This window comes from Campylobacterota bacterium, from assembly GCA_040752835.1.
Classification (GTDB): domain Bacteria; phylum Campylobacterota; class Campylobacteria; order Campylobacterales; family Sulfurimonadaceae; genus Sulfuricurvum.
The window spans coordinates 142,949-163,519 of record JBFMGG010000003.1; the positions used below are offsets into that span (position 1 = coordinate 142,949).

The window sequence follows — 20,571 nt, forward strand, 5'->3', positions numbered from 1 at the left end:
TTCCTTTTTGGAATTACACGATTACCTAATATGGGTTACAGATAGGTGAAGGGGTTTTTCGATGGCGAAATTATAACACTCAATCCTAATTTTTCCAAATGGGGGGCCAAAACCTCCCCGAAATAGCGCTCGCTCTCGTAGTGCCCGATATCGAGCATCGAAAGCCCCAGCGTTTTGGCTTCCATCGCGTCGTGGTACTTGATGTCGCCGGTGAGAAAACAATCGGCCTGTATATTGCGCATCAGTGAAGCCCCCGATCCCGTCACCAGAGCGCAGGTCGTGATACGGTCGTGGCACCGGACTCCCCGGATGTGCGGCAGCCCCAGCGCCGTTTTGACTTTCTGGGCGAACGTGTCGTACGCTTCGTCGATTCCGAGGTAGGCGACGAAGCCCTCTTTGGCGATGATGGGATACCCCAGCACCTGCGTCGCGACGTAATCGTTGAGATGCGTCTGGTCGAAATTGGTGTGCATCGCGATGTTGGCGATGTTTTTGCGGATCATCGGGGCGAGAATCTTGGCCGGGTACTGATTGAACTGCAGCTGTTTGAGTCCCCCGAAGATCAGCGGATGATGGGTGATGAGCAGCGTGTTGTGCGGGATCGTCTCAAGAAGCTCTTCGTCGATGTCGATGGAGAGGACCACCGTCGACACCTCCTGCGAAAAATCGCCGACGAGAAGCCCCGAGTTGTCCCATCCTTCCTGCATGACGAAAGGGGAAAGCGCATCGAGGCTGGCGTAAATATCGCGTACCGTCATTTTTTGGGGTTCCTTTCGGGCCGCTTGACGCGGATGTAGATCTGGGATTTGGAAAACGGGTCGGACGCTTTGAATTCGAAAATTTTGAGTCCGATGATCAGGTCCACCAGTTTTTTGTAGCCGTACGTCCGGGGATCGAATTCGGGCGATTTGTTGATGAGTTTTTGCCCCACGCTCCCCAGATTCGACCATCCCGCTTCGTCGGCGGTATCTTCCACCGCGTTGCGCACCAGTGAGAGAAGCGCTTTATCGTCGGTCTTGATTTTCGGGACGGAGGGCTCTTTGTGGTTTTGGGCACGGCGAAGGTTTTCGGTGAAAATAAACTTGTCGCATACCCCGATAAATGCTTTGGGTGTTTTCTGTTCCCCGAAACCGTACACTTTGACACCCGATTCGCGGATGCGGCTGGCAAGACGGGTGAAATCGCTGTCGCTGGAGACGATGCAAAAGCCGTCGAAATTTTTCGTGTACAGTAGATCCATGGCGTCAATGATCATCGCACTGTCGGTCGCGTTTTTGCCGCTGGTGTAGGCAAACTGCTGAATCGGCTGCAAGCCGTATTCGAGCAGCGCGCTTTTCCAGCTTTTGAGCTGGCTGTCGGTCCAGTCGCCGTAAATCCGCTTGACGCTCGCGATACCCAGCGCGGCAATCTCATCGAGCAGCCCCTCGATCGTCGAGGGTTGGGAGTTGTCGGCGTCGATGAGAACGGCAAGCCGAGGCTGATGGTCGGTCATGACTGACGCTCCAGTTCCGCCAACGCCTCACGGGCCTGTGGGAGATCGCCGCCAAGTTCCAACGCCTTTTCGTAGTGGGCGCGGGCCTCGTCGATGCGGTTCATGTCCACCAGGAGATTGGCATAGTTATAGTGGGTCTGCGCGTAATCGGGATCGATCGCGAGCGCTTTTCGGTAATGCTCTTCGGAGCGTTCGTACACCCCTTCACCGCGGTAAAGCGACGCGATCGCGTTGTGGGTCAAATCGTCGTTGCCGTCGATTTCGAGCGAACGCTCGTAAAGCCGGATCCCGCGATGGACATCCCCGCTTTTGGCGGTGACGAAAGCGAGCTTGTTGATCGTTTCGACGTTCCCTCCCTCCAGTGCGTAGGCCTCTTCGAGGAGGCGTTTGGCCTTTTCGACGTCCCCCGCTTCGTAAGCCGCATCGGCTTCATCGACGAGGGCGGCGGGGGAAGGAGCCACGGGGGTAGGCGCAGAAGGGTTCCCCGCCGAAGGGGCGGCGGAATCCAGTTCGTGCACGTGGCGGTAGATCTGGTATGCGAAAAAAAGTGTCGCCGCCAACATTAAAATCTGAAATAAACTCATAGACGTTCCTCGTTTGTAACCATAAGTGTATTATAATCCTGGTAAACTTAACACTATAACGGTAAAAACATGCCTAGCAACTTTAAAGACCCATCGCTTTATATCAACCGCGAGCTTTCGTGGCTGCAGTTCAACACCCGCGTCCTCAAACAGGCGCAGGACGAATCGCTCCCGTTGCTTGAGCGGCTTAAATTTCTCGCCATCTACGGCACCAATCTCGACGAATTCTACATGATCCGCGTCGCGGGTCTGAAAAAACTTTTCAGCGCCGGGGTCAACGTTTCGGGAGCCGACCGGCTCACCCCGCTGCAACAGCTGCGCGAAATCCGCACCTACCTTCACGAAGAGCAAAAAGTGGTCGAACACTGCCTGCAGGGGATCATGAAAGAGCTCGAAAAAGAGGGGATTTTTTTCAAACCTTACAAAGAGCTCACCCCGGAGCAGCGCAAGTATCTCGACAAATATTTTCACGAAAACATCTATCCCGTTGTTATCCCCATCGCAATCGACGCAACCCACCCCTTCCCCCATCTCAACAACCTGGGCTTCGGGCAGATCGTCAAGCTGCGCGACAAGGATGACCCGAGCATCGAGCGCTACGGCCTGATCCGTATTCCCCGCGTACTGCCGCGCTTCGTCGATATCAACAACCGGATCTACGTTCCGATCGGGAGCATCACCGCCGAACACATCGAAGACCTTTTCCCCGGTTACGAGCTGATCAAATTCGCCGCGTTCCGCGTCACCCGCAACGCCGACATCGCGATCGAGGAAGAGGAAGCCGACGACATCATGGAGATCCTCGAAGAGGGGCTCAAACTCCGTAAAAAAGGGGAACTGGTCCGGCTGGAACTGAGCGTTCACGCCGATGATGACCTGCAAAACTTTTTCAACCGTCACGCCAACGTCTACAAAGACGACATCTACCGTTTCCAGACCTATCTCAATCTCGCCAGCTTCTGGCAGGTCGTCGGAAACAAGGATTTCGCCCACCTCACCGCGCCGACCTTCAAGCCGCGCAACCTCCCGCCGCTCGATACCGACGAAAGCCTCTACGCGACGCTGGACAAACAAGACCTGCTCCTTTTTCACCCTTTCGAGAGTTTCGAGCCGGTCGTTCGCCTGATCCAGACGGCGGCTAAAGATCCCGACGTCGTCTCGATCAAAATGACCCTCTACCGTTCGGGGTCCAATTCCCCGATCGTCAACGCCCTTATCGGTGCGGCCGAATCGGGCAAACAGGTCACCGTCATGGTCGAGCTCAAAGCCCGTTTCGACGAAGAGAACAACCTCCACTGGGCCAAAGCGCTCGAAAATGCCGGAGCCCACGTCATTTACGGGATTACAGGATTCAAGGTACACGCCAAAGCAGCCCTCATCACCCGCCGCATCGACGGCAAACTCAAGCAGTACGCCCATATCGGCACCGGAAACTACAACCCCTCCACGGCGACGATCTACACCGACATCAGCTACATGACCAGCAACGATGCGATCACTCACGACATGACGCGGTTTTTCCACTTTCTGACCGGGTTCAGCAAAAAAGGGAAATTGAGCGAACTCTACATGGCGCCGACGCAGATCAAACCGAAAATCCTCTCGCTCATCCAAAACGAAACACGGATGGGGAGCGAAGGGGTCATCATCGCAAAAATGAACGCCCTCGTCGACGAAGACATCATCAAAGCCCTTTACAAAGCCTCTCAGGCAGGGGTAAAAATCGATCTCATCATCCGGGGGATCTGTTGTCTGCGTCCGGGGATACCCGGGGTCAGCGACAACATCCGTGTCACCTCCATCATCGGAAAATACCTCGAACACGCCCGAATCTATTACTTCAAACACTCGACGCCGCAAACCTATATCGCCAGTGCCGATTGGATGCCGCGCAACCTGCTGCGCCGTATCGAGCTGCTCACCCCGATCCAGGGCGAAGAGCTCTCGGCGAAGCTGATCCAGATCCTGCAGCTGCAGAGTTCGGACAACATGCTCTCGCACGAACTCCAGACCGACGGAAACTACATCAAAGTCAAACACGAGCCCCACAACGCGATCGACAGCCATAAAATCGTCGAAAACCACACCAGCAAAGTTCACAGTTCGGTCAAAAAACATACGCCCAATTTCGTCCAGCAGTTGACGACCCGTTTGTTCAAAGAGAGTTAAAGGATATTTTCATGATCAGCAATTATCTCCATTACACCCCCGCGATGAAAGAACGGGTATGGATCGCCCCTTCCGCCGACGTGATCGGCCGCGTCGAGATGGGCGAAGACGTCAGTATCTGGTTCGGATGCGTCGTGCGCGGCGACGTCCACTACATCAAAATCGGGGACCGGAGCAACATCCAGGACCTGAGCATGGTCCACGTTACCCATCACAAAAAAGAGGATGCCTCAGACGGCTATCCGACCATTATCGGCAACGACGTCACGGTCGGGCACCGCGTCATGCTGCACGGCTGTACGATCGAAGACGCCTGCCTCATCGGGATGAGCGCTACGATTCTCGACGGTGCGGTAATCGGTAAGGAATCGATCGTCGGCGCGGGGGCACTGGTGACCAAAAACAAAGTGTTCCCTCCCCGCTCGCTCATCATGGGCAGCCCCGCCAAAGTGGTGCGGGAACTAAGCGACGAGGAGGTCGCCGAGCTCTACGCGTCGGCCCGCCGCTACGTCAGTTTCAAAGAAAACTACCGCGCGCCGAATGTCTGATTTCAATCTGGTCGTCGCCGCCGACATCCTGGGGATCACGGCATTTGCCCTCAGCGGTTTTCTCGTCGGAGTCCGGAACAACCTCGATCTGCTGGGGATCATCATTGCCGCTTCACTCACCGCACTGGGGGGCGGAGTGGTACGCGACGTCATCCTCGACCGCACCCCGTTCGCATTCAACGAATACTATCCGGCCATCACGGTCATCGCGACGATCGCGTTTGCGTTTGTCTTCCGCCTCTATCACCGCGAGCAGATCGAACGCCAATGGCTCTTCGTCATCAGCGATACGATCGGTCTGGTGGCGTTCAGCATTACCGGAGCCCTGCTGGCGATCCAGGCCGACTTCAACTTTTTCGGGGTGATGATCCTCAGCTTCCTCACGGCCGTGGGGGGAGGCGTACTGCGCGATACGATGATCAACCAGGTCCCTTCCGTCCTTATCAGCGATTTTTACGGCTCCATCGCCCTGATCGTCTCGATCCTGCTGCTACTGCTCGCAGCGTTCGATGCACTCAATACGCCCGGTGTTGCGGTCGTCGCGACGGTGGCGGTAGGGCTGCGCCTGCTGGCCTATACCAAACAATGGCATCTTCCGACACTGGAGCGACGATGAACAAAAACCTCCTCAAAAAAGTTCTGCTGCTGCTGGCAGCGGGCGGTATCATCGATATCGGACGCTACGCCTTTTATCCCGACGTTTCGGACCTCAAAGAGGAGCGTCCCGTTCCGACGGCGTTCATGGAGTACCGTCAGGACAAGTGGGCCGAAGAGAACCGAGACCGGGAGCTGCAACACAAATGGGTCAGCCTTTCACAGATCTCTCCCAACGTGCTCAAAGCGGTTCTGATCGCCGAAGACGATAAATTCTGGAACCATGACGGATTCGATGTAGGAGGGATGGAGCAGGCGATTGAACGGAGTCTTGAAAAAGGGACCATTGCGGGGGGCAGCACCATCAGCCAGCAGCTCTCGAAAAACCTCTATCTCTCTCCCAGCAAAAATCCGGTTCGCAAACTCAAAGAGGCGATCCTCACGTGGCGGATCGAAAACACCCTCTCCAAACGCCGCATCCTTGAAATCTATCTCAACGTCGCCGAATGGGGAGACGGCATATTCGGGATCGAAGCGGCGGCGCGCCATTATTACGGCAAAAGCGCCAAACACCTCAGCGGACGGGAGGCGGCGCGGTTGGCCGCAGTACTCCCCAACCCGCTCAAATACGATCCAACGGGGAACCAGAAATACGTCAAAAACCGCGCCCGCATCATCTACAAGATCATGCAGCGCCGGGGCGTCGTGATCCCCGCATACGAGGAAGTGATGACTCCGCCCAAAGAAGCCTCCGAACCGCTCATGGAATCGCGCGAGGATAACGGCAGCGTCCTTGAACTGTTCGGAACTCCCGGGCAAAACGTACCCGAAACCCCCGATCAGCCCTCCGCTTCAGAGCAAACCGGCGAATCGAACGCCTCTTCTCCCTTCTAAAGGGTTAAGCGTTTCGGGAACGGATGACGCGCCGTAAAAACGCGTACCCCAAAACGCCCGAGAAAAACGATCCGAGCAAAATCCCCAGCCGTTCGTCGCATACTCCCGCGCCGCAGGCTCTGGCGTCTTCGAATGCCAAAGAACCGATAAACAGCGACATCGTAAAACCAATCCCGCTCAAAATCGATACCCCGTACAGCCGCTTCCAGTCGACGCCCGCGGGCAAACTCCCAAAACCCATCCGTACCGCCAGATAACTGAAGAGAAAAACACCGATCTGTTTACCGAAAAAAAGCCCCAATGCGATCCCCAGCGTCACTTCATCGAAAAAATCGCTTGCCGACACTCCCGCAAAAGCGATACCCGTATTCGCAAACGCAAAGAGCGGAAGGATGACAAAACTCACCGGGACGTGCAGCGAATGTTCCAACGCATGAAAAGACGCCTGGTTGTTTTTCAAAGGGATCAGCAGCCCCAGGATTACCCCCGCGAGGGTCGCATGGACCCCCGACTTCAGCACGGCGATCCACAAAACGGTTCCAACTAAAATATACGCGGCATTATTCACGACTCCCCGGACGTTCATCGTGATCAGAACGGCAATCATCGCTGCAGCGATGAACAGGGAAATCGCCGAAAGATCGGACGTATAAAAAAGGGCGATGATAACAATAGCTCCCAAATCGTCGATGATTGCCAGCGCAAGCAAAAACAGTTTCAGCCCTTTGGGAACGCGGTTTCCCAACAACGTGAGAATCCCCAGCGCAAACGCGATATCGGTCGCCGAAGGGATCGCCCACCCCTGCAACGCCGTGGGATTGTCCCAGTTGAACCACGCATAAATGGCCGAAGGGACCATCATCCCTCCCAGCGCCGCGAAAGCCGGGACGGCTATCGCTTTTGGATCGCGCAGCGAGCCCTCGAGGGTTTCCCGTTTGATCTCCAGCCCCACCATAAAGAAAAATACGGCCATCAGACCGTCGTTGATCCACAACAATAACGGTTTGGCAATGACGAAAGAACCGACACTCACAACGACCGGAAGAGATGTAAGGGAGGAATAAAGCGAGTGCATCGGACTGTTGGCCATCATCATCGCCAATGCGGTGGCAACCACCAGCAAAATACCCGTCGCCGAATCGAGTTTCAAAAAATTCAATAACGGTGAACGGAGCATATCTTTCCTTTGTAGCAAAAGCGTTTTTTTCAGGATTGTTATAAAAATGAAGAAAACCGGAACCGTGCTGCTTTCGGACCGGTCAGGAGAACGATACGGCTGAAATACCGCTGCTTTGTTCTTAAGCCTTATGATAAATCAGTTTGGTAAACCGACGGACAACCGACCCTCATTCCTGCGGCTTTGCGATACGCCCAAGGACCCACCAGCCGAGCGCCGAAGCGATCGCGATCAGGTAAGATGGGGCATAGGGATCGGCACTGAATTCGCTGATCGACGTCATCACCGCCGGCGTGATCCCCCCGACGATTCCCGCCGCGCTTCCGAGGATCACGGCCGTAAAGGAGGCCCGGTACCCGTGGTGCGGAAGGGCTTTGACGGTGGCGGCGAAAATGGGTGCCTGGAACGCGCACAGCAATGCGACCAGCAGCGTGGTCCCCGCCATCGCTCCCCAGTACCCTCCGACGCTCATCGCATAAAAAAGCGGGAAAACGCCCAGCGCGAGCCCCAGCGCCGCGTAACGCATCACCCGCAGCGAACCGAAACGGTCGGCTACCATCGCCATGAGCGGGATAAAAACCACCCCGATCACGATGGAGAGGGTATTGATCTCGCCCGATTGTGCTTTACTGAGGCCGGCGCTTTTCTCCAGCCAAATCGGAAGGTAGACGAAAACGGTGTAATAAAAAACCCAGATTGCCGACGCGACGGAGAGAAACTGCCAGAATTCACGCCGGTGATGACGTACGATGGCAACGATCGGAACCGCTTTGTCGTGGGGCGGTTCGTAGTCGTCGGTCAGATTGCGGCGAAGATAAAGCCCCGCCGCGGCAATTACGATGCTGACCCAAAACGGGACTCTCCATCCCCATTCCATCATCGTCTCTTCGCCCAGTTGCCACAGTAGCAACCCGCAAAAACCCGATCCCAGCGCCATTCCGATTTTCGCCCCGACCGAAACGAAAGAGCCGTAAAGGTTCTGCCGCCCGGGGGAAGACTGTTCGACAAGGTAGACGATGGAGCTGGCGTATTCGCCCCCTACCGAGAGGCCCTGGATCATCCGAAGCGCCACAAGCAGGATCGGCGCGGCGATCCCGATCTGGGCATACGTGGGGAGAAATCCGATCAAAAAGGTGGGAAGCGCCATCAGGGCGAGCGAACTCATCAGTGCAAAACGCCGTCCGATTCGGTCCCCGATATGGCCGAAAACCAAGGCCCCCGCCGGACGCATCACCATCCCCGCCGCGAAAGCGCCGAACGATCCCAACAGTGACAAAAACGGATCGCTCGAAGGGAAAAAAAGCTGCCCCATCATCACGGCCAGAAAACCGATCAACGCGAAGTCGTAGTATTCGATGACGTTGCCGATGATCCCCGCGGCAATGATTTTGTGCTTGGGCCGGATCAAACGATCCACCCGCCGCCGAGCAGTTTGTCGCCGTCGTAAAAGACCCCTGCCTGTCCCGAAGCGACCCCCAGAACCGGTTCGGCCAGTTCGACTTTGGCACGGTTTCCTTCCACTTTCACGTGGCAGGGAACCGATTTGGTACGGTAGCGGAGCTTGACTTCGCAGTCAAATTCCCGGCGTTCGTCAAAAAGATTGACGTTTTCAAGCTCCACGTAACGGCATTCGAGCGCTTCGCGCGGCCCGACGACGATCTGGTTGGTTTCAGGACGGATCGCAACCACAAAATGGGGATCGTGGGCGCCGTGGACGGTGAAACCCTTGCGCTTGCCGATCGTGTAGTGCATGTACCCTTTGTGTTTGCCCACGACGTTACCCGAGAGGTCCAGCACCTCCCCCTCGCGGTCGACCTCCACGTACGGTTTCAACACGTCCATATAGGTGGTTTCGACGAAGCATATCTCGCTCGATTCCCCCTGAGCGGCGAAGGATTCAAGCCCCGGAACCGATGCGGCGTACGCTTTGATGTCGGCTTTGTGGCGTTCTCCCAGCGGAAATAAAAGCCTCGGCACCAGCGCAGGATCGATGTAGAAAAGAAAATAGCTCTGGTCTTTGGTATCGTCGCTCGCCTGAAGCAGGTATTTTCCGTCATGGCGAATGTAATGGCCCGTCGCGACGTAGTCGGCTCCGACCTCATCGGCAAACGCCACCATGGCGCCAAATTTGATATTGCGGTTGCATAGCGCGCAGGGGTTGGGCGTTTTCCCCTCTTTATAAGTTTCGATAAAAGGGGTAAACACTTTTTCGTTGAATTTCTCCTGCAAATCGAGAATATGCAGTTTCACCCCCGCAAAATCGGCCGCTTTCTGCGCGCGTGCCTGGTGAATCTCGTGATAGCCGGGTTTGGAGTGCAGCTTCATGTACACTCCTTCCACTTCATACCCCTGCTCTTTGAGCAAAAGGGTCGAAACGGTTGAATCGACGCCGCCGCTCATCCCGATCAGCACTTTTTTGCGTTTCATCAGAATTCTGTCTCCTCGATCGGATGTTTGTCGGTCATGTACGACGAAAGGGTCTCGTAGTATTTGGTGTGGTCAAGCCCCTGCTCTTCGAGCGATATCATCTGGGCGATCATCGATTTTTCGATTTCGGTCACGACGTAGTGCAGATCGTCGGTAAGGGTGAAAAATCCCAGGTCGGCCTCGTCGATCATCCCCTCGGCCAGCAGGCGTGTGCGGATGAATTCCATCAGCGGCGCGTAAAAGTCGGTCCCGATCACGAAAAGTTTGACTCCCGTCACCTTACGGGTCTGAATCAGGGTCAACGCCTCGAACATCTCATCGAGCGTTCCGAATCCCCCCGGAAAGATGACGTATGCCATCGAGTATTTGACGAGCATCACCTTGCGGGAGAAAAAATAATCGAATTGCCGCCCTTTTGTGATGTAGGGATTGGGCTGCTGCTCTTCGGGGAGTTCGATGTTCAATCCGATCGATTCGACCTCTTCGTAATCGTACGCACCGCGATTCGCCGCTTCCATGACGCCCGGACCGCCCCCGGTAATGACGTTGTAGCCGCGGGAACCGAGCATACCGGAGAGCTGAACCGCCTGCCGGTAATAGGGGTGATTCTCGTCCACCCGCGCACTCCCGAAAATCGTTACCGAGGGGCCAAGGTCTCCGAGCTCGTCGAACCCCTGCACGAAATCGGCGATAATTTTAAAGACGCTCCAGACGTCGGCGGACTTGATGTCCTGGACGTATTTTCGGCACGCCTCTTTTTTTCCGTTTCTTCTGCGGCCCATATCACCCTTTCAATTTGTTCAGACGGTCCCGTTTGGTTCCGATCGACGTTACCTGGACGCCGAAGTTTCCGTCCACGATCACCACTTCCCCCTGTGCGATGACGTTGTCATCGACCAGGATATCGAGAGGGTCATTGGCGAGCTGGTTGAGTTCGATGACCGAACCGATGTCCATGCTCAAAACGTCTTTAAGCAGCATTTTCTTCTTTCCGATCCGCACCCGTACCGGGAGTTTGACGTCCATGATGAGCGAAATGTTTTTCATTTCGTTCTCTTCGAGCTTGACCGCACGCTCTTCGGCGGGGGCATCAAAAATTCCGGCGCCTTTGGATGACGAGGCCGATCCGGGCGCACTGCTCTGTGCCGGTGCGGAAGGGCCGCTGAGAGCATCGTTGATCGCCGAATCGATCGCGAACATCATCAACGATTCGATGGTTCCCAGCGAAAACGTAAAGACGAACATTTTGGCGTAGCGGTCCAGGTGCACTTCCCCGTTTTCGGGGATGAATTCCGCTTTTTCCGGCTTGATCGTAAACTTGGGAAGCTCTTTTTGCGATCCCAACGTCGTACTCATCGCCCCGACGATGTTGGAAACGATCTCTTTGACCGCATCCATATCCTCGTCCGACATCGTGTCCTGCCCCTCGCCGTCGCCGCCGAGCATCATGTCCCCCAGCGCCGTCGCCAGCTGCGGCGGCATCATAACGATCCCTTTTCCTGACGCGTCGCCGGTGAAACTGACGTGCACCAATGCGATCGGAGGGATGACGTTGGAGACGATCGAAATGTCTTCGGCCTCTTTGAGGGCGATTCTGGGTGTCTGCCCCGTCAGCCCCTCGATCGTCGCAACCGCTTCCTGGGCATATATTCCGGCAAAATCACTCATCTTCTTCCTCCTCATCCTCTAATGGCCCGCGGATAATGTCCTTGACCCCGCTGATCCGTTCTTTGCGTTTGACTTCAAACTCTTTAAGCGCCCGTTTAACGGCATCTTTTTCGGTGTCGATGACCGAGGTGACCTGAACCGATTTTCGGAACCGGCGAAGCCCCATCTGTCCCGTGAAACGCTCTTTGCCGTCCACGCTCACCTGAACCATGTCGTCGGCGGGGACGTTGAGACGAATAATGTCCCCTTCTTTGAGATCGAGCAGTTCGTTCAGGCTCAGTTCCGCCGTCCCGAGATTGACGTCCACATTGACGTGCGCCCCCCCAAGCAGCACCTGCAGCTCCTGGTTCCGGCTTTTTTTCGAACTGGTCTCGTTGAGCATCAGGTCGCGGCTGGCGAGTTTGGGGAGAATCGGTTCAAGTGCGATGACCGGATAACAGATGTTCATCATCCCCGAACTGTGCCCGATAATGATCTCCATGACGACCATGACGACGATTTCGTTCTGCGCGACGATCTGGACGACATTGGGACTCGATTCTTTCGATTCCACCTGAGGGTAGAGATCGGTGACCGGTCCCCACGCTTCGCGCAGGGTTCCCATCATCACCCGCAAAATCGTCTCGAACAAGGAGAGCTCGATGTCGGAAAACTCGCGGTTCGTCTCGAACGGTTCCCCTTTTCCCCCCAGGATGCGGTCGAGCATCGGGAACGCAATCGAAGGGTTGATCTCCAAAACCCCGTTTCCTTCCAGCGGCTTCATCGAAAAGACGTTGAAGCTCGTGGGGTTGGGAAGCGACATCAAAAACTCCCCGTACGTCATCTGGTCGACCGAATGGAGCTGAATCTCGACGATCGAACGCATGATCGCCGAAATCTGCGATGCGATGGAGCGGGCCATCTTGTCATGGATACCCCGGAAGGCGCGCAGCTGCTCTTTCGAAACCCGGTTGGGACGTTTGAAATCGTACAGGGTGATCTGGCGCTGGGGGAAAAGGGTCTCTTCCCCCGCGTCCAGCGCCGCATCCCCCTCGTCGTCGACAACGTCGAGGAGGGCGTCGATCTCTTCTTGCGACAGAATGTCAGCCATTATCGTCCTCCTACCGCGTCTTTGATCCGTCGGATCACCGATTTATGAATCTGCGAAATGCGCGATTCGGTGATGTTGACGATCTCACTGATCTCTTTGAGGGTCAGTTCCTCGAAATAATAGAGCTGGATGATCATCTGCTCGCGTTCGTCAAAGCCCATCAAAACCTCTTTAATCGCCTCGATCAGATCCTCATGCTCGATCCGTTCCAGCACCCCTTCTTGCTCGGGAGTCCCCAGCTGGTCGTCCAGCGGCAGGACCGTATAAATGTCCGAAGCGATACGGGCTTCGTGAATTTTTTCCTCCTCGACGCCGAGCATACGGGAGAGTTCCGCATCGCTGGGCTCTTCGTCGTGATCAGCCAGATACAATTCTATCGCATTATCGATGTCTTTGATCAGGCGACGGCTGGATCGGCTCACCATATCGAGCGATCGGAGGTAGTCGAGCATCGCCCCGTACACCCGCGTTTTGGCGTATCCCCAGAACGAATCGTTCTGCGAATCGTCGTAGCGACGGGCGAGTTTTACAAGCTCTTCGGTCCCGATCGCGCACAGGTCCATGTAATCGATCGAACTGGGGAGCCGTTCTTTGAGCCGGAACGACATTGCCTTCACCGCCGGAAGATACTGGATTGCCAGCTGGTCTTCCTTGTGTTTGAGATTTTCGGTGTAGGCGTTGGCTCCGCTCATGAGGAACTCCGGGGGTTCTCGTCGAGCAGTTCGGCTTTATTGGCGTAGAACGCGTCGATAAACTGTTCGCGCTTATTGATCTCGCGGACGAAGAAATCGAGGTTGTGCTCGTGCGAATGTTTGGGGAACGAGCTGGGCTTGATCCCCAGCGCCTGGAAATAAAGTCCGACGACCAGGTGGGCGAACAGGTAGAAAAAGAGGCTCACCATGATTACGAATCCCAAAAACTCTTCCGCGTTTTCTGATTTGATGATCCCAAAAACAATGCCGATAAAAAAGCCCTGTGCCGTTATGAAAGAGACAAAATTCGAGCCCCGCATTTCTTTTTATCCTTGCTTCGGTATCTGTTCAAAAGAGACGGCCGCAACCGACGTGCGCCCCGTGGATTAAAAATGGTCCATAAGCCGTTTGAACAACCCGCCCAAACCGCTCTCTTTGGGGTCAACTAGCACATTCCGTTCCAATTTTCTCGCAATCCGCTTGACGATCATCTCCAGTTCACCCGTCGGGGTCGCCGTCGGAAAATCGCGGGCGAATAGAGCCCGTTTTTTGACGCTCGTCGAAATCTTCGGATCGTTCGACACCTGCCCCAGGTAGTTGAGCCGGAGCGAAGGTCCGATGTTGGCCTGTGCGACCTTGTTGATCTTCTCGAACAGCGCCTCGGCCTCTTTGGCGCTGCGCACCTGGTTCATGATCACGTTGATCTCCTCGCGCAGGCGCGAGGTGACCTTGATCGTCGCGTACGCGTCGGTAATCGCCGCCGGATCGGGGACCGTGACAACGATGACATCGTCGCACGCCCGCAAAAAGAGCTGGATGTGTTCGCCGATCCCCGCCCCCGTATCGATGATCATAACGTCGAGGTCCTCCAGCACTTCGGCTTCGTCCATGAAACGCTCGAACAGCCCGCCCGAAGCGTACTTGAAAATCTCTTCGCCGCTTTCGCCGGGGATCAGAACCAGATTTTTCTCGATCGGGACGAGGATATCGGCAACCCCCGCTTCTCCTTTGAGAACATGGAGAATGTTCTTCTGGATTTTGACGTTGAACATCACGTCCAGGTTCGCCAACCCGATATCGGCGTCGAAAATCCCGACTTTGAGACCGTATTTGGCCATTAGATAGGCCATGTTCGAGCTGATCGTACTTTTTCCGACCCCGCCCTTGCCGCTGGTGATCGCGATGAAACGGGTTTTTTTGGCGGTGGGCCTGCGGTTCTGACTCACCAGCGCTTCGAGTTTCGCGGCCTGATGGATCATGCGGTCGCCCCTTTACGGAAGCCGTGCAGCAGGCAATCGACCAAAAAGTCGCTGGTCGCGACCACAAGGTCTTCGGGAACTTCCTGTCCGACCGAAAAATAGCTTACCGGCACCTTCGTCTCATACACCAGCGAAAAGATGTTCCCGAAACCGCGCGTTTCATCCAGCTTGGTGAACATCATCGTATCGATCCCCAGCGGCGCGAAATTGTCGTACGTCGCTTTGAGGTCTTCGTATTTGATCGAACTGGGCATGACCAGCACGACGTCGACGCTGTATTCGGTGTCGTTGGCGCGGAGGCACTCGTAGATCTTTTCGATTTTTCCCTTGTCGTAGGGCGACGAGCCCATCGTGTCGATCAGGATGTAATCGCTGTAACGGAGCGCGTTGAGCGCATTCGAAAACTCCGGCGGGTCCACGACCGTTTCGATCCCCAGTTTCATCATCCGGGCGTACTGCATCAGCTGCTCGACCGCCCCGATCCGGTAGGTATCGAGGACCACCAGCCCCACTTTGTACTTTTTCTCGAGCAGATACGAAAAACGGGCGGCAAGCTTCGCGATCGACGTGGTTTTTCCCACCCCGGTGGGGCCCACGAGCATAATCACTTTTTTCGCTCCGCTTTTGGGGGCGCTTTCCAACCGAACCGGGACCATTTTGCGCAGCAGTACCTGGAAATAGCGTTTCACCGTTTCGGAGCTCTCCCGCATTTTGGAGGGCATATGCTCGAGGGTGAGCTGCATAATCTGGTCAAGGTGATTCTGGTCCATCCCGCTCTCGCGGGCGAGACGATAGATTTCGGCGAACTCGGGGGGAATGGCGTTCTGCAGCCGCGGTGCTTTCTCATCCCAGAACATGTTCTGGATCAGCTTCACCTTGTCGCCGAGTTTTTCGATCTCGTCCTTGATCCGCCGGATGTCTTCGGTCTCCACGGCGGGCGCTTTGCGGGCGGCCGGTTTCTCTTCTTCGGTCACTTCGGCAATTTTCGAAATCTGCTTGGCCGCTTCGGAGATGTTGTAGAGAACGTCGCTGCTTTTTTGGGCAAGAGGACGCTGCTTGGTGAGCGGTTCTTCGATTTTGGGCTTGGCTTTGGGAACGTTGCCCTCCTCGACACCGACGACAATCTCGTACAGCGCGCTCTTGCCGAGCGACTTTTTCTGTATTTCACGGGTCTCGATGAGCATCGCCTCTTCGCCCACTTCCAACTGCGCTTTTTTAAGCGCCTCGGCAGGGGTGGAACCGCTAAATGTCAAGATTTTCATATCGTCTCCGTAGAGTTTTTCCTGGCGAAGGCAGGCTTCGCAAAGGGATCAGCACGCTCAATCGTTCACTCCAGTGGGGGTGGGGAATAATCAACTCTTTGTATTGTACCACCCGATCCTCAAAAAACAGAATATCCAGATCGAGCGTCCGGGGCGCGTTGGGAAAACTGCGCGTCCTCCCGAACCGTTTTTCGAACCGCCACACGAGCCGCAGCAGCGCCCGGGGCTGCAACGACGTCGCGATCTCGATGACGGTATTGTCAAAATCGCGCTGTTGCGCGTACCCGAAGGGCGGATTACGCAAAATTGCTCCCGTCCGCGTTACCCGCACCTGCGGGGAGCGTCCCAGCGCCACGCGCAGCCGCTCGATCCGCCGGAGGGTGTCTCCGATGTTGCCGCCGACCCCGATCAGGGCGCGGTGGCGATACCCCCCGCCATTCCCGAAACGCCGGGGAAACGTGGGGGTCACATAGACGGAGTGACGGGAATCAAGCCGACGGCACAGGCGCATCAGGCTTCTGCCGTCTCCTGCGGTTGCTGCTGTGCCTGACGCAGCGCGTTGATTTCACCGAGGATCTGCATCATCCCCACCATCGCGAGATGGTATCCGAACGGGCCGAAACCGATCACCGACGAGGTGCAAACCGGCGCCGTCATGCTTTTCTGGCGGAACTCCTCGCGGCGATAGATGTTGCTGATGTGCACTTCGATCGTCGGCAGGTTCACCGCGGCGATGGCGTCACGGATCGCGATCGACGTGTGGGTGTAGGCGGCGGGGTTGATAATGATTCCGTCCGCATCCCCGTAACATTCCTGAATACGGTCGACCAGCTCGCCCTCGAGATTGCTTTGATAAAATTCGATCTCGATCCCGTTTTGCACGGCAACCTCTTTCATCTGCGCATGGATCTGTTCCAGACGCATCGGACCGTAGACCGACTGTTCCCGAACTCCCAGCATATTGAGGTTTGGCCCCTGGATTACGACTATTTTCATTGACTGACCTTTTGTTCTCTTTTTTTAGGGGTAGATTATAAAGGGTTCTACTTTATAAGCAACTAAATCGCCGGGGAGTCCGCGTATTCGACCCGGTTTCGTCCGTTTGCCTTGGCCCGGTAAAGCGCTTCGTCGGCACGGTGCAAAAGGCTCTCCTGGGTGTCTCCGGGAGCGAAGAGCGCCACCCCGAACGATCCGCTTACCCGCCCCACTTCGGCGATCGGACTTTGTTCGATGACGCCGCGCAGTTTTTCGGCGGTGTAGAGCGCACTCTCGCGGTCGACGTCGGGGAGAAGGCAGACGAATTCCTCGCCTCCCCAACGTGCCAGGATGTCGCCGGTGCGGACCGTATCGGAGAGGAGGTGGGCAATCTCGACGAGCACGCGGTCTCCGGCGGGATGACCGTAGGTATCGTTGATCCGTTTGAAATGGTCGATGTCGGCGATAATCAGCGCGAACGAGTGTTTCTCGTTCCAGCAACGGCGCTGGATCATGTTCTCGATCACTTCGTTGAACTTGTTACGGTTGAACAGTTTGGTCAACGGGTCGGTGATGGAGAGGAGCTCGATCCGTTTTTTGTCGCTAATGTCGTGGAAAATAACCGTGTGGCGCAGCGGTTCCTCATCGAGGATGGGGGTGAGCACCGCATCAAGCCACACCGTCTCTCCCCCCTTGCGGGTCGCATTGATCTCGCCCGACCACCGTTTCTGAGCGTCCACCGCCTTGCGGAACATCTGCGGATCGGAATCGGCAACCCCGTCGCTGAAGATCCGGTTGAGTGCTTTTCCGACCACCTCCTCTTCGGTGCAGCCGAAAAACTCCAAGAATGCCGACGTCGCCTCGAGTACGGTGCAGTTTTCATCGATTTTGACGATCAGCAGGTTCGCGTCGATGATCATCTGGTCGCGGTGGAGCTCGGCGTTGAGCTCGGCGATCTGACGCATCTGGGACTGGAGTGTCAGTTTCAGTTCGTGCAGGTCGCTGATGTCGTAGATCGACACCATGACCGACGATTCGGCGGGAATGTAGGGGGAGATGGTCACCTGCAGCTGCATGTTCCGCAGCAGGGAGGTCGTGATCTTCGTGCGGGGAATCTCGATAAAGCGGTTCTGAAGCGACGCGTCGTAAAACGTGGGCGACTCGAGCCGCAACGTCGTGCGGATCTTGCGGGAGAGAACCTTGTAATCGATCTGGGGGTAAAAATCACGGAGGTTCTTGCCGACGATCTCGGACGCGGGGATCGAAGTATTGATCTCGAGCCATTTGTTCCAGTAGCGGACGTCGTAGTTTTCGTCGATGATGAAAACACCGATTTCGAGCGCATCGAGAAGGACGTTCGGGTAGGGGATCACTTGCATCAGGCAAACAGCTCCTCGAGTTTACGGTCGATCAGCTCTTTGAGACGGAGAATCATCTCCCCTTTGGTGAGGATGAAAATATGGCCGCTGATCTGCTGGTTCTCAAATTCCATCTGGGTACTGATGATGATAATGCGGTGATAATTGAGGCGGTCTTCGGGGCTGATCAGATCGTTGCCTTCGACCACTTCAGTGGAAGGGACGAAAAACTGTACCCGGGTGTTGAGTTCCTCGGTCAGGCGGCTGATCATGGTCGCGCTGAGAATGTTGGTCAATTCGATCACCGCATCGAGGATATCTCCCTGCGAGGGGGTACCGATGTCATAGAGATGATGGCCCAGGTTGAGGGCCGAGGATTCGGAAATGACAAACAAAAACTCGCCGCTGAACGTCCCTCCGAAAAGCTGTTTGGTAACATAGCTGCGCTGGTCGGCGGGAACGGTCCGGTGGAGGTAGCCGTGCAGCCCTTCCATATCGCTGATCATGATGTCGGGGATATGCATTTTCCCGAATGCCTGCAATAAATCGGCGATGCTGGCGGTGGCATTCCCCATCGCGATGTTCATCAACTCCCGAAGGATGTCGAGGTGATCTTCTGAAAATCCGTTTTGGTCCATGCGTCCTCTTTTAAATGGAGAGCTGTTCGAAAATTGACGTCATTTTGTCGCTCGTAATGGGTTTGGGCACCATCGCCTTGGCCCCGAGTTCCATGACCAGAGCCTGTGCCTGGCTTTGGATATCGGCCGAAACGATCACGACCTGTGCTTTCGGATTGAGCGCCATGATCTCGCGTAGTGCCTGGTATCCGTCCATCACGGGCATCGTGAGATCGAGGAAAACGATATCGGGGGCATGCTCTTTGAACAGTTCCAGAGCCACCAAACCGTTTTCCGCCTCGAGGATCTGGGCCCCGGGTTCCACCTCTTTGAGGGTTTTGATCAGGAACAATCGGGCTACTTTGGAATCATCGACGGCCAGTATTTTCACGTTTCCTCTTTTCGTTGCATCGCCACCGTCTCCCTTTCGTCGCATCGGACGATTAAGTTCTGCGTCGGCGGTATTTGATACGATTATAGCGCAGAACCCTTTAAACCATTTTGCTTTATACTTTTCGCGTTCATACCATTCCCGAAAAGGCCTTACGTGCACATTTTACTCTGCGATGCCGTTTTCACCGACGGAACCCTTTACCGCGACCACGGGGTCGTTTTTGAGCAGAGCGTTATCGCGCTCAAACCCAACAGCGAACTCCGCAGCGAATACGGCGCGGCATGCACCGAACTCGGGGAGGGATCGGTTCTCCTTCCGGGACTTGTCAACCCCCACGTCCACCTGGAGTTTTCCGCCAACCGCTCGACGCTGACCTACGGGGGGTTCATGCCCTGGCTTCAAAGCGTGATCGCCAATCGCGACGAACTGATCGGCGACTGCGGCGAAGCGTGCATGGACGAGGCGGTAGCGCTGATGCTGCGCAACGGTATCACGGCCTTCGGAGCGGTCAGTTCGTACGGTTTCGATCTGGATGCGTGTGTGCGCGCCCCGCAAAAGGTCGTCTACTTCAACGAACTGATCGGTTCGGACCCCGCAATGGCGGATGCCCTTTATGCGAATTTTCAGGAACGTCTTTTCGCTTCGCAATCGACGGCAAGAAGAGGTTTTTTCCCCTCCGTGGCGATCCATTCTCCCTATTCCGTTCACCCCGTCCTGATCCGCAAAGCGCTCGATTATGCCAGAGCCCACCGCCTGCGGGTCACGGCCCATTTCATGGAAAGCCCCGCCGAACGCGAATGGCTCGATCAAAATGACGGCGATTTCAAGCCTTTTTTCGAAAACTTCCTCCGCCAGAGCCGCGCGGCCAACACTCCCGAGGCGTTCTTGGAATGTTTTGAGGGCTGCCCCACCCTCTTTACCCATGCGGTTCAGGCCAACGATGCCGAGCTCTCCCGGATCGCCGCGGGCAGGCACACCCTGATCCACTGCCCGGTCTCCAACCGCCTTCTGGGCAACGGGGCGCTCGATCTGGAGCGGCTGGAGCGGCTGGGGATACGGTGGGTGTGCGGAACCGACGGGTTGAGTTCGAACTACACCCTCGATCTGTTCGAAGAGATGAAAACGGCACTCTTCATGCACCCGCAGCGCGACCTGCTCGATCTGGCCTACCGTCTGTGGGACGCGTCGACACGGAACGCCGCCGATGCGCTGGGGCTCAAATGTGGTACAATCTCCGAAGGTTACGATGCCGATCTGCTCGTCGCGCGGATCGACTACCCGGTGAACGATCAGCTCCCGCTGCATCTGCTGCTGCGCCGCCCGACGATCGAATCGGTCTACATCGAAGGAAATAAAGTCAAAGGATAACGC

At 55.9% G+C, this 20,571-nt stretch carries 23 protein-coding genes; 5 read left to right on the forward strand and 18 right to left on the reverse strand.

What is annotated here, in order from left to right:
* Nucleotides 1-35: 35 nt before the first annotated feature.
* The 3 genes from AB1763_00970 to AB1763_00980 are packed head-to-tail and all read right to left on the reverse strand — an operon-like array spanning nucleotide 36 to nucleotide 2,076.
* Nucleotides 36-758, reverse strand: coding sequence for a Nif3-like dinuclear metal center hexameric protein (locus AB1763_00970; GenBank protein MEW5831395.1), 723 nt, complete (start codon nucleotides 756-758; stop codon nucleotides 36-38).
* Nucleotides 755-1,492, reverse strand: a complete 738-nt coding sequence (locus AB1763_00975) for an NYN domain-containing protein (protein MEW5831396.1) — start codon at nucleotides 1,490-1,492, stop codon at nucleotides 755-757. Before AB1763_00975 ends, AB1763_00970 begins: the two co-directional genes overlap by 4 nt.
* The gene (locus tag AB1763_00980; GenBank protein MEW5831397.1) at nucleotides 1,489-2,076 is read right to left on the reverse strand and encodes a tetratricopeptide repeat protein; all 588 of its coding nucleotides are present in this window, start codon (nucleotides 2,074-2,076) and stop codon (nucleotides 1,489-1,491) included. Before AB1763_00980 ends, AB1763_00975 begins: the two co-directional genes overlap by 4 nt.
* Nucleotides 2,077-2,145: 69 nt before the next feature.
* Between AB1763_00980 and AB1763_00985 the strand changes: the two genes are divergently transcribed.
* The 4 genes from AB1763_00985 to mtgA are packed head-to-tail and all read left to right on the forward strand — an operon-like array spanning nucleotide 2,146 to nucleotide 6,281.
* Nucleotides 2,146-4,245 carry an RNA degradosome polyphosphate kinase gene (locus tag AB1763_00985; protein MEW5831398.1) on the forward strand — a complete coding sequence of 700 codons (2,100 nt, stop codon included), beginning with the start codon at nucleotides 2,146-2,148 and terminating at the stop codon, nucleotides 4,243-4,245.
* Between the two features lie 11 nt (nucleotides 4,246-4,256).
* Nucleotides 4,257-4,793 carry a gamma carbonic anhydrase family protein gene (locus AB1763_00990; GenBank protein MEW5831399.1) on the forward strand — a complete coding sequence of 179 codons (537 nt, stop codon included), beginning with the start codon at nucleotides 4,257-4,259 and terminating at the stop codon, nucleotides 4,791-4,793.
* Nucleotides 4,786-5,409 (forward strand): TRIC cation channel family protein, encoded by a 624-nt coding sequence (locus AB1763_00995; protein ID MEW5831400.1) that lies wholly within the window; start codon nucleotides 4,786-4,788, stop codon nucleotides 5,407-5,409. The genes AB1763_00990 and AB1763_00995 overlap by 8 nt, the downstream gene beginning before the upstream one ends.
* A complete protein-coding gene (mtgA, locus tag AB1763_01000; protein ID MEW5831401.1) occupies nucleotides 5,406-6,281 on the forward strand; it encodes a monofunctional biosynthetic peptidoglycan transglycosylase in 876 nt (291 codons plus the stop codon). Before AB1763_00995 ends, mtgA begins: the two co-directional genes overlap by 4 nt.
* 4 nt (nucleotides 6,282-6,285) lie before the next feature.
* Here the strand turns inward: mtgA and nhaA are convergent, their stop codons facing one another.
* The 15 genes from nhaA to AB1763_01075 all read right to left on the reverse strand — a co-directional run bounded on the left by nhaA (nucleotide 6,286) and on the right by AB1763_01075 (nucleotide 19,197).
* The gene (gene nhaA, locus AB1763_01005) at nucleotides 6,286-7,458 is read right to left on the reverse strand and encodes a Na+/H+ antiporter NhaA (GenBank protein ID MEW5831402.1); all 1,173 of its coding nucleotides are present in this window, start codon (nucleotides 7,456-7,458) and stop codon (nucleotides 6,286-6,288) included.
* Nucleotides 7,459-7,627: 169 nt separating this feature from the next.
* On the reverse strand, nucleotides 7,628-8,875 hold the full coding sequence (locus AB1763_01010) for an MFS transporter (GenBank protein ID MEW5831403.1): 1,248 nt from the start codon (nucleotides 8,873-8,875) through the stop codon (nucleotides 7,628-7,630).
* Nucleotides 8,863-9,885: a tRNA 2-thiouridine(34) synthase MnmA gene (gene mnmA / locus AB1763_01015; GenBank protein MEW5831404.1), complete on the reverse strand. Its 1,023-nt coding sequence runs from the start codon at nucleotides 9,883-9,885 to the stop codon at nucleotides 8,863-8,865. Before mnmA ends, AB1763_01010 begins: the two co-directional genes overlap by 13 nt.
* A complete protein-coding gene (locus AB1763_01020) occupies nucleotides 9,885-10,667 on the reverse strand; it encodes a TIGR00730 family Rossman fold protein (protein ID MEW5831405.1) in 783 nt (260 codons plus the stop codon). Before AB1763_01020 ends, mnmA begins: the two co-directional genes overlap by 1 nt.
* Before the next feature lies 1 nt (nucleotide 10,668).
* Nucleotides 10,669-11,553: a flagellar motor switch protein FliY gene (gene fliY / locus AB1763_01025; GenBank protein ID MEW5831406.1), complete on the reverse strand. Its 885-nt coding sequence runs from the start codon at nucleotides 11,551-11,553 to the stop codon at nucleotides 10,669-10,671.
* Nucleotides 11,546-12,643 carry a flagellar motor switch protein FliM gene (gene fliM / locus AB1763_01030; protein MEW5831407.1) on the reverse strand — a complete coding sequence of 366 codons (1,098 nt, stop codon included), beginning with the start codon at nucleotides 12,641-12,643 and terminating at the stop codon, nucleotides 11,546-11,548. The genes fliY and fliM overlap by 8 nt, the downstream gene beginning before the upstream one ends.
* The gene (locus tag AB1763_01035) at nucleotides 12,643-13,335 is read right to left on the reverse strand and encodes an RNA polymerase sigma factor FliA (GenBank protein ID MEW5831408.1); all 693 of its coding nucleotides are present in this window, start codon (nucleotides 13,333-13,335) and stop codon (nucleotides 12,643-12,645) included. Before AB1763_01035 ends, fliM begins: the two co-directional genes overlap by 1 nt.
* Nucleotides 13,332-13,655, reverse strand: a complete 324-nt coding sequence (locus tag AB1763_01040) for a hypothetical protein (GenBank protein ID MEW5831409.1) — start codon at nucleotides 13,653-13,655, stop codon at nucleotides 13,332-13,334. Before AB1763_01040 ends, AB1763_01035 begins: the two co-directional genes overlap by 4 nt.
* Nucleotides 13,656-13,721: 66 nt before the next feature.
* Nucleotides 13,722-14,594 (reverse strand): MinD/ParA family protein, encoded by an 873-nt coding sequence (locus AB1763_01045; protein ID MEW5831410.1) that lies wholly within the window; start codon nucleotides 14,592-14,594, stop codon nucleotides 13,722-13,724.
* Nucleotides 14,591-15,856, reverse strand: coding sequence for a flagellar biosynthesis protein FlhF (gene flhF, locus AB1763_01050; GenBank protein MEW5831411.1), 1,266 nt, complete (start codon nucleotides 15,854-15,856; stop codon nucleotides 14,591-14,593). Before flhF ends, AB1763_01045 begins: the two co-directional genes overlap by 4 nt.
* Complete coding sequence (folK, locus tag AB1763_01055) at nucleotides 15,837-16,367, reverse strand: 2-amino-4-hydroxy-6-hydroxymethyldihydropteridine diphosphokinase (protein ID MEW5831412.1); 531 nt, start codon at nucleotides 16,365-16,367, stop codon at nucleotides 15,837-15,839. Before folK ends, flhF begins: the two co-directional genes overlap by 20 nt.
* Nucleotides 16,367-16,852 carry a type II 3-dehydroquinate dehydratase gene (gene aroQ, locus AB1763_01060; GenBank protein MEW5831413.1) on the reverse strand — a complete coding sequence of 162 codons (486 nt, stop codon included), beginning with the start codon at nucleotides 16,850-16,852 and terminating at the stop codon, nucleotides 16,367-16,369. The genes folK and aroQ overlap by 1 nt, the downstream gene beginning before the upstream one ends.
* Nucleotides 16,853-16,914: 62 nt before the next feature.
* On the reverse strand, nucleotides 16,915-18,210 hold the full coding sequence (locus AB1763_01065; GenBank protein ID MEW5831414.1) for a diguanylate cyclase: 1,296 nt from the start codon (nucleotides 18,208-18,210) through the stop codon (nucleotides 16,915-16,917).
* A complete protein-coding gene (locus AB1763_01070) occupies nucleotides 18,210-18,827 on the reverse strand; it encodes a chemotaxis protein CheC (GenBank protein MEW5831415.1) in 618 nt (205 codons plus the stop codon). Before AB1763_01070 ends, AB1763_01065 begins: the two co-directional genes overlap by 1 nt.
* Before the next feature lie 10 nt (nucleotides 18,828-18,837).
* On the reverse strand, nucleotides 18,838-19,197 hold the full coding sequence (locus tag AB1763_01075; GenBank protein ID MEW5831416.1) for a response regulator: 360 nt from the start codon (nucleotides 19,195-19,197) through the stop codon (nucleotides 18,838-18,840).
* 156 nt (nucleotides 19,198-19,353) lie between these two features.
* Here AB1763_01075 and AB1763_01080 point away from each other — a divergent pair, with 156 nt between their 5' ends.
* Nucleotides 19,354-20,568: an aminofutalosine deaminase family hydrolase gene (locus AB1763_01080; GenBank protein MEW5831417.1), complete on the forward strand. Its 1,215-nt coding sequence runs from the start codon at nucleotides 19,354-19,356 to the stop codon at nucleotides 20,566-20,568.
* Nucleotides 20,569-20,571: the final 3 nt, after the last annotated feature.